Below are 6,920 nucleotides of genomic sequence, written 5' to 3' on the forward strand. Positions count from 1 at the left end.
TCGATTTTACTCAAAACGCCAGGCCAGATTGACACCTACACCATAGTTTCGTCCTGGCGCCGGTTCGTAGTAACGGCCATTCGATTCATTCACGATAACTGAGCCGACATACTCTTTGTCGAACAGATTATCGACACGACCGAACACGTCCACCGTCAGGCTGCTGACGGTGAATTTATAGCCGGTATTCAGGCCGACAACAGTATAAGACGGGGCTTTGGCGGTGTTCTCATCGTCAGCCATGATATCGCCCATATAGCGCGCTTCGGCTCCTGCGTACCAACCTTCATCAGGCACGTAGCCCAGCGAAGCAAACCCCATGTTCCGCGCGATGCCGGGCATTCGGTTACCATTGCAGTTCTGGTCACGACACACGTTACTGCGATAAGTGGCATCCAGCCAGGTCCAGGAAGCGTTGAACCGCCAGTTTCCGGCAAAGCGTTGATCCCAGGCGAGCTCCGCCCCCTGGCGGCGCGTCTTCCCGGCATTCTTATAGGTCGTGCGTCCGCCGCTACTGGAATCAACCACCAGTTCATCGTCAGTATCGGTCTGGAAAAGCGCCGCCGTCAGCAATCCATCGCCGATCCGGGTTTTGCTGCCGATTTCTACCGTATCGTTGGTTGAGGGTTTGAGACCAAAATTCATCCCGCTTTGCCCGTCTGCACGGTAAGAAAGCTCGTTGATGGTCGGCGTTTCGAAGCCCCGGCCCGCAGCGAGATAGACGTTCCAGGCGTCGGTTAAGGCGTATTTCAGCGAACCGGCAGGTAACCACTGATGGTAACTGGCGTCACCGCTGTCATCGCCATTGCCTGGCGTGACGTAATGATCGTTGGAATCGAACCACACCGAACTGTAGCGCACGCCAGCATCCAGCGAGAGTTTGTCGGTCAGTTGCCACTGGGTTTGCAGATAGGGATCCACGTTCCACATCAGGTTACGTTCATCGCGGCGCAGATCGCCTTTCTGACCGTACTCCGGTACGCCATTGTTCAGTCGATAGTTGTTATAGCCTTTGCGGTTTTCGCTCATGTTTTCGTAGTTCAAACCGGTGGTGAAGGTTACGGGGACGCCCAGTTCACCGCGATGCGTCCAGCGACTGTCGATACCCTGGTAATGGCGCTGCAAAGCGATCACGCCGCCCGCATGAGAGGGGCGACGCTGTGGCGCCATAGGTATCGACTGATACTGCGTGGTTTCGCGCTCTCCGGCGTACATCATGATGCTCATGTCATCTTGCGCGCTGAGCTGGCGTTCATAACGCAATCCGGCCTGGGTCTGCTTGATGGTTTTGCGCGTGTTGTATTGTTCAGCGCGGGGGGATTGTTGAGGGTCCGCCCGCCATTCCGCTTCAGTCAGACCACCCGGATCGTCGGCTTTAATATCGACGCTATTGAAAATCAGACTCAGCTTGCTGGCGTCATCGATACGTACGCCCAGTTTTGCGTTGGCCAGATTTTTTTGCGCGCCGCTGCGATCGCGATAGCCGTGGGTGGTGAAACGGGTAGTGGAGACTGTGTAATCCACGTCGCCCACCTGAGTACCATCACCCATCGCGCCCGTGGCTTTAAGCCCATAACGCCAGCTCCCGAAACTACCGTAATAGCTGCTCGCTTCTACCGTCGGCGGCTGTTGACCGGTTTGGGTCGTGACATTCATCACGCCGCCGGAAGCATTACCGTATAGCGCAGAGAAGGGGCCACGCAGCACTTCAACGTTCTGTATGCTGCTGAGATCAATGTTCGATGTCTGCCCCTGACCGTCCGGCATCGTCGCCGGAATGCCGTCCACATACAGACGGATGCCGCGGATCCCATAGGTGGATCGGGAGCCGAACCCACGCATCGAGATCTGCAAATCCTGCGCAAAGTTTTGCCGGTTTTGCACCTGAAGTCCCGGCACGCGGGTCAGTGATTCCGACAGGTTGATGCGCGGCGCGGCCAGACGCATATCTTCACCGTCAACGACGCTGACGGCTGCAGGGGTATCCAGTTCTGATATCGCCTGGGGTGAAGCGCTGACGATCATTGTCTGGTCATCGCCAGCCTCATCTGCCATAACCGACGATGAGAACACAAGCGGGAGAAAAAGTGCGGGTACTGCGATATGTCGTGCGGAAATAATATTCATGAAAAAGGCCAGTTAAATTGAACGTACCCAGAGGTATGTAAGTTCTATGTTAATAGATTTGTAAATATTTGAAAATTTTAACGGCACGATGCGTTAAAAATTAATGGGGAAATTAAGAAGATTGTAGCCAGAATGCGAATAAATGCTCCACATTCACATGAATAATGATTACCATTCCCATCAATAAACAAGAGCAATACCAGGATGTTGCTCGTTGAAGCGATGTGTAGCAGCAAAATAGCTATTTATCAAAGGGAGTCGTCATGCATTTTCGTCATCTGTTCTCGCCGCGTCTGCGGGGTTCATTGCTGTTAGGTTCACTGCTGGTTGCTTCTACATTCAGCGCTCAGGCTGCAGAAGACCTGCTGCGTAAAGGTGTGGGCAAAGGCGCCTACGAAATGGCCTTCAGCCAGCAGGAAAACGCCCTGTGGCTGGCGACCTCGCAAAGCCGCAAACTGGACAAGGGCGGTATCGTCTATCGTCTTGATCCGGTGACGCTGGACGTCACGCAGGTTATCCACAACGATCTCAAACCGTTTGGTGCCACCATCAATAATGCGACCCAGACGCTGTGGTTTGGCAACACGGTCAACAGTGCGGTGACGGCCATTGATGCGAAAACGAGTGAAGTGAAAGGGCGACTGGTTCTCGACGCCCGTAAGCGCTCAGAAGAGGTACGTCCGCTGCAGCCGCGTGAGCTGGTTGTCGATGAAGCGACCAATACGGTTTATATCAGTGGTCTCGGTAAAGAGAGCGTGATTTGGGTGGTGGATGGCGAAAAAATTGCGCTGAAAGAGACGATCCAGAATACCGGTAAAATGGGCGCGGGCCTGGCGATCGACAGCCAGGCGAAACGTCTGTACACCACCAATGCCGATGGCGAATTCATTACTATCGATACTGTCACCAACAAGATCCTCAGCCGTAAAAAACTGTTGGAGGATGGCAAAGAACATTTCTTCATCAACCTGAGCCTTGATACAGCAGGTCATCGCGCATTTGTGACCGACTCAAAAGCGGCTGAAGTGGTGGTTGTCGATACCCGCAACGGCAACGTGCTGGCGAAAGTCGCGGCGCCGGAGTCGCTGGCCGTTCTGTTCAACCCAACGCGTAACGAAGTGTACGTCACGCACCGTCAGGCGGGTAAAGTGAGCGTGATTGACGCGAAGAGTTACAACGTGGTGAAAACGTTTGATACGCCAACCTTCCCGAACAGCCTGGCGCTGTCCGCCGATGGCAAAACGCTGTACGTAAGCGTGAAGCAGAAATCTACGCGTGAGAAAGAAGCCACTGAACCGGATGATGTGATTCGCATCGCCCTGTAAAGTAAAAGGCCTGCACCGTGTGCAGGCCTTGTTGTTTATGGCGCGCTGCGGTGTATTTCCGCCACTCGCTTACGCACGCCGTACCAACCGGCGACCAGCAGGATGGCAATCAGCGGCAGGGAAGCAATGGTCCATGTCCCGTTCGGATAATCGAAGGCCATCAGGACCAGCACGCTCAACAGGAACAGCAGCGTTAACCACGAGGTAAACGGCGCGCCAGGCAGTTTGAAGCTGACATCGGCGGCTTTTCCTTCTTTGATTGCCTGACGCAGACGCAGTTGGCAGACCACAATAAAGCCCCATGAAGCGATGATCCCCAGTGACGCAAAGTTCAGCACGATTTCGAAGACCTGCGATGGCACCAGATAGTTGAGAAAAACTCCAACAACGTACACCGCCAGCGTCGCCAGAATTCCCGCGTAGGGCACATGCTGACGACTCATCTTACTCATGAATTTTGGCGCAGATCCGCCCATCGCCATCGAACGCAAAATGCGCCCGGTGCAATAGAGGCCGGAGTTCAGGCTGGAGAGGGCGGCAGTCAGCACGACGATGTTCATAATGCTGCCAATGTAAGGCACGCCGAGCTTCGAGAAGAAAGTCACAAACGGGCTTTGTCCCGCCTGATAGGCGTTCCATGGCAACAGCAGCACCAGCAGTACCACAGAACCGACGTAGAACAGGCCGATACGCCAGATCACGCTGTTGATGGCTTTAGGCACCATCGTCTGCGGATCTTTACATTCACCGGCGGCGGTTCCCACCAGTTCGATAGACGCAAAGGCAAAGACCACCCCTTGTACCAGCACCAGCGCCGGCAACAGGCCGTGGGGGAAGAATCCGCCGTTATCGGTAATCAGATGAAAACCGGTGGCGTTGCCGTCCAGCGGTTTACCCGAGCCGAGGAAAATCGTCCCGACCACCAGAAAGAGCACAATGGCCAGCACTTTGACCAGTGCAAACCAGAACTCCATCTCCGCAAACCACTTCACGCCAATCATGTTCATGGTGCCGACGATCGCCAGCGCGCCAAGGGCGAAAACCCACTGCGGAACATCACCAAACGCCCCCCAGTAATGCATATACAGCGCGACGGCGGTGATATCGACGATACCCGTCATTGCCCAGTTGATGAAGTACATCCATCCCGCGACGTAGGCGGCTTTCTCACCGAGAAATTCACGGGCATACGACACGAAGCTACCGCTGGAAGGGCGGTGTAAAACCAGTTCGCCCAATGCGCGCAAAATAAAGAATGAAAAGATCCCGCAGACCAGATAGACCAGCGCCAGCGCGGGGCCTGCCATTTGCAGGCGCGCACCGGCGCCCAAAAATAATCCGGTCCCAATGGCGCCGCCGATGGCGATCATCTGGACCTGACGGTTGCCCATCGCTTTGTGATACCCCTCTTCATGGGCATTCAACCAGCGTCGTTTCGCCGCGTGCTGCTCCGACACCGTTGTTTCTTGTGTATTCATTACGTTACCTGTTTACCTGTCTGATAAATCGAACCTTTTGCCGCAACTCCCCGGCGCGACGCGGGTGATGCTTCCCGTCATTCTGGGTAGGGATAACACCACCGGCGGAGCATCCTACCTGCAAATAATAAACGGTGCAAAATAGTCCATTTAAAATGGTCAGATTGCGTAATAATCAACCAGAACTGAAGTGAGATCCCGCTCTGAACAGGCAGAGCGGGAGGGGGATCAGACGGAGGTGCCGAAGACGCTCACCGCCTGTTGCAGGCGTGAGGAGCGCCTGGAAAGACTGCCAGCGGCATCCCTGACGCTTTCCACCATCGCGGCGTTGTTATCGGTCATGGTGCCGATGCGGGAGATCGAATCGTTAATCAGTTCCAGCGCCTGGGTTTGTTCACGCGTCGCAAGGCCAATTTCTCTGATCATGGTCGACATCTGGAACACGTCCTCGATCATCCCGGTCAGATGGGTTTCCGTCTGCTCAACCATGCTCACGCCGGCATTAACGTTGGCGACGTTCTTCTCAATCAGCGAGGTAATCTCTTTGGCTGCTGACGCGGAGTGTTGCGCCAGATTCCGCACCTCGGCGGCAACGACCGCAAACCCACGTCCGGACTCACCGGCGCGCGCGGCTTCGACCGCTGCGTTAAGCGCGAGGATATTGGTCTGGAAAGCAATACTGTCGATCACGCCGATGATGTCGACGATCTGCCCGTTATCACGGGAAATCGACTGCATCATGCCGATCGTCTGCTTCATAAAATCGCCCCCTTCGCTGGCGTTAGCGCTGGTTCTGTCCGCCATCGTCATGGTTTGTGCGGCGGTATCCGCCGTTTGCTGTACTGCGCTGCCAATCTCTTCAATGGCTGCCGCGGTTTGTTGTAGATTGGCCGAGGTCTCTTCGGAACGCTTATGCAACGCCGTGCCTTCCTGACTGACGCGCTTGCTGATTTCCTGAATCCCGGCAATTTGCGTACTTACATCATCCACCAGTGAATTCAGATTTAATCCGGCCTGATTAACCAGACGCATCATCATCCCCAGTTCATCGACACGATTTAAATGAATGCTGTCGGGTTTGCGCCCGGCGACCACTTTCTGCATCTGGGCCAGGATCTGTTTAACCGGATGACAAATTTGATACTTAAGGTAAATAGCCAGCAGCAAAAATAAGAGGGTAAATGCGCCTGCCTGAATAAGCGGATTAATGGCTAAGAAAATAATACCCAAGGCGAGAAACAGACTGATACCGATAGCATAATTGACACGTTGACGGATGGACAACCATTTAAATGCCGACAAACAGGCCAGTACGCCACGACGGATAATAATTCCCTTAAATAAACGATGCCCCTTGAAATTGTTATTATTTATCTTTTGATAAAGCTGCTCGCTTTGCTCAATTTCCTGTCGCGCGGGAACGGTGCGTACCGAGATGTATCCGGTTAATTGTTCGTTATGCCAGACGGGGGTGACGTTGGCGCGAACCCAGTAATGATCGCCGTTATGGCGGCGGTTCTTGACCATGCCGGTCCAGCTGTCGCCCTGTTGCAGGGTAAACCACATATCGGCAAATGCAGCAGGCGGCATATCCGGGTGACGGATGATATTGTGCGGCTCGCCCATCAGTTGATTTTCGCCAAATCCGCTGGCGTCGATAAACGCTGAATTCGCATAGGTAATATGGCTTTGCGTATTCGTTGTCGATAACAGCGTCGTTTTCTCGTTAAGTAAATACTCTTTCTGTGTAACGGGGATGTTACTTCTCATGAAAGACTCCTGGTGATGCTGTGCAGAATAAACACAAAAGTCCGTCAGCCTGGGCTGACGGATAATAAAGATTGATGTATTTAGAATGCTGCATTCTCTACTAAACATAAGAATGGCGAAAGTATTTAAAATGAAATTTACAGGCTTTAATTAAACTGTGATGTCATTAAAATGAAAAATAAAAACATCTGCGTAACCTGTGAATATTGGCGTGCTCCCT

General features: G+C 53.5%; 4 protein-coding genes. 1 reads left to right on the forward strand and 3 read right to left on the reverse strand.

The genetic code is table 11. The features are described 5' to 3' along the window. Positions 1-6: 6 nt before the first annotated feature. Positions 7-2,127, reverse strand: a complete 2,121-nt coding sequence (gene pqqU / locus AB7E14_RS02515; protein WP_316961671.1) for a TonB-dependent receptor PqqU — start codon at positions 2,125-2,127, stop codon at positions 7-9. Between the two features lie 263 nt (positions 2,128-2,390). Here pqqU and AB7E14_RS02520 point away from each other — a divergent pair, with 263 nt between their 5' ends. Then, on the forward strand, positions 2,391-3,452 hold the full coding sequence (locus AB7E14_RS02520) for a YncE family protein (RefSeq protein WP_044328708.1): 1,062 nt from the start codon (positions 2,391-2,393) through the stop codon (positions 3,450-3,452). Between the two features lie 35 nt (positions 3,453-3,487). Here the strand turns inward: AB7E14_RS02520 and ansP are convergent, their stop codons facing one another. Together ansP and AB7E14_RS02530 are read right to left on the reverse strand one after the other, a co-directional pair. After that, the gene (gene ansP, locus AB7E14_RS02525) at positions 3,488-4,930 is read right to left on the reverse strand and encodes an L-asparagine permease (protein ID WP_044267069.1); all 1,443 of its coding nucleotides are present in this window, start codon (positions 4,928-4,930) and stop codon (positions 3,488-3,490) included. A 228-nt stretch (positions 4,931-5,158) separates the two neighbouring features. Then, positions 5,159-6,700, reverse strand: a complete 1,542-nt coding sequence (locus AB7E14_RS02530) for a methyl-accepting chemotaxis protein (protein WP_316961670.1) — start codon at positions 6,698-6,700, stop codon at positions 5,159-5,161. Positions 6,701-6,920 lie beyond the last annotated feature (220 nt).

The sequence above is a fragment of the Citrobacter sp. genome, assembly GCF_050252275.1.
Lineage (GTDB): Bacteria > Pseudomonadota > Gammaproteobacteria > Enterobacterales > Enterobacteriaceae > Citrobacter_A > Citrobacter_A amalonaticus.